Genomic DNA, 1,904 nt, shown 5'->3' on the forward strand with positions numbered 1-1,904 from the left:
CCGTCCCGCTGCCGGGGGTAGGGGCTCGGGGACCGGTTCCGATCAGGTACGCGAGGAGACGTCGGTGAGTGAGGACCAGTACGCGCGGCAGGACCCGACCAGCCAGTACGGGCAGCGCTCGGGGCAGCCGAAGCAGCAGCAGTCGCCGCCGGGGGCCACCGCCGGCATGGTTCCCCGCCCCGACCACGGCGAGCGGTCGTACCGGGGCAGTGACCGGCTCGCCGGCAAGCGCGCCCTGATCACCGGCGGTGACTCGGGCATCGGGCGGGCGGTCGCGATCGCGTTCGCCCGGGAGGGCGCCGACGTGCTGATCGGCTACCTCGGCGAGGAGGAGGATGCGGACGCGCGGGACACGGTGCGTCTGATCGAGGAGGCGGGACGCCGTGGGGTGGCCGTGCGCGGCGACATCACCGACGAGCGGCACTGCCAGGAGTTGGTCCGACGGGCGGTGGCCGACCTCGGCGGCCTGGATCTCCTGGTGAACGTCGCGGGCTACCAGATGTCGCAGGGCAAGGGCATCCTGGGCATCAGCACCGAGCAGCTCGACCGGGTGATGAAGACGAATCTCTACGCGCTGTTCTGGCTCTGCAAGGCCGCGGTCCCGCACCTGCCGGAGGGCTCGGTGATCATCAACACGTCGTCGATCCAGGCTGCCGAGCCGTCGCCGCAGCTGTTGGACTACGCGACGACCAAGGCGGGGATCGCGAACTTCACCAAGGCGCTCGCCGCGGACCTGGCGGAGCGCGGCATCCGGGTGAACGCGGTCGCGCCCGGCGCGGTCTGGACGCCGCTGATCCCGGCCACCATGCCGGAGGAGGCGGTGGAGTCGTTCGGCCGGAGCTCCCCGATCGGGCGGCCGGGGCAGCCGGCGGAGCTGGCCCCCGCGTACGTCTTCCTCGCCTCCCAGGAGTCGAGCTTCGTCACCGGGGAGGTCCTCGGCGTCACCGGCGGGCGTCCGATCACGTGACCCGAGGTCAGCGGGGCCAGGCGCGGAGCCGGTCGCGGACCCGGGCGACGGCGGTGGCGTCCAGTCCGTAGCGGGCGAACCGCTGCTCCGGAATGCGGTCGAGGTAGCGGCCGGCGGCGCGGACGTCCTCCGGGTCCAGCGCCGGGTCGACCTGCCGGGCGAGGTCGAGCAGCTCAGCGACGCCGTAGTGCTCGAGGGCGGCCGACACGTCGATGTAGTCGCGGACCTCCCGCCGGTTGACCAGCGCGGCGATCTTGTTGGCCATCAGGTCGCGGACGTCCATCACCGGGCCGAGGTCCATCACCACCGGGCTGCGGTGGCGGTCCAGGCGGGCCAGGCTCAGCCGGATCTGCCGGCCGTCGCGGCTGACCACGAAGTCCTTCAGGTCGCGGTCGTACCCCTCGAAGAGGTCGGCGAGGTCGTTGTCCGGGTCGGCGTCGTCGACGGCGAAGCCGGCCTCCTCGAGGGCGGTGCGCACACCGGCGGCGGCGGCCGCGGCGGCGCCCTCGACGTCGGCGAAGAGGTCCACGTCCTCGGTGGGGCGGGTGACGAGCCCGTGGGCGGCCCAGGCCACCCCGCCGCCGAGGACGAACCGGTGCGGGCCCGCCGCGGTGAGGGCCACCCGGGCCACCTCGCGGTAGAAGTCGTGCAGGTGGGGGGTGGTCACGCCGCGCGCAGCGCCCGGTGACGGCTCTCCCAGGCCTGCCGTACGGGGCGGGGGAGGTTGAGCAGGCGCCACACCCGGCGCAGCGTGCGGCCGTTGACGAGCTGACGGAGGTCGTCGGCGCGGGTGGTCTCGCGCAGCACGTTCTCGTAGAGCCAGAGCAGCTGGTCGGGGTCGCCGAGGTCGAAGGTGCGCTCGGTGTTCCACATCAGCCGTATCGGCAGTTCGACGACGCCGCGGGTGGGGCCGGCCAGTTCGGTGAGGGTGCGGGTG

The 1,904-nt window shown here is 73.6% G+C and carries 3 protein-coding genes; 1 reads left to right on the plus strand and 2 read right to left on the minus strand.

Going from position 1 to position 1,904, the window contains the following annotated elements; genetic code table 11:
- Window positions 1-64 precede the first annotated feature (64 nt).
- On the plus strand, window positions 65-967 hold the full coding sequence (locus E1211_RS31895; protein ID WP_132353931.1) for an SDR family oxidoreductase: 903 nt from the start codon (window positions 65-67) through the stop codon (window positions 965-967).
- Window positions 968-974: 7 nt separating this feature from the next.
- Here the strand turns inward: E1211_RS31895 and E1211_RS31900 are convergent, their stop codons facing one another.
- Together E1211_RS31900 and E1211_RS31905 are read right to left on the minus strand one after the other, a co-directional pair.
- Complete coding sequence (locus tag E1211_RS31900) at window positions 975-1,634, minus strand: nucleotidyl transferase AbiEii/AbiGii toxin family protein (protein ID WP_243709801.1); 660 nt, start codon at window positions 1,632-1,634, stop codon at window positions 975-977.
- The coding region (locus E1211_RS31905; RefSeq protein ID WP_132353933.1) for a hypothetical protein at window positions 1,631-1,904 on the minus strand (274 nt) is incomplete at its 5' end. The genes E1211_RS31900 and E1211_RS31905, both read right to left, overlap by 4 nt.

The sequence above is a fragment of the Micromonospora sp. 15K316 genome (assembly GCF_004348525.1).
In the GTDB taxonomy this organism is placed as follows: Bacteria; Actinomycetota; Actinomycetes; order Mycobacteriales; family Micromonosporaceae; genus Micromonospora.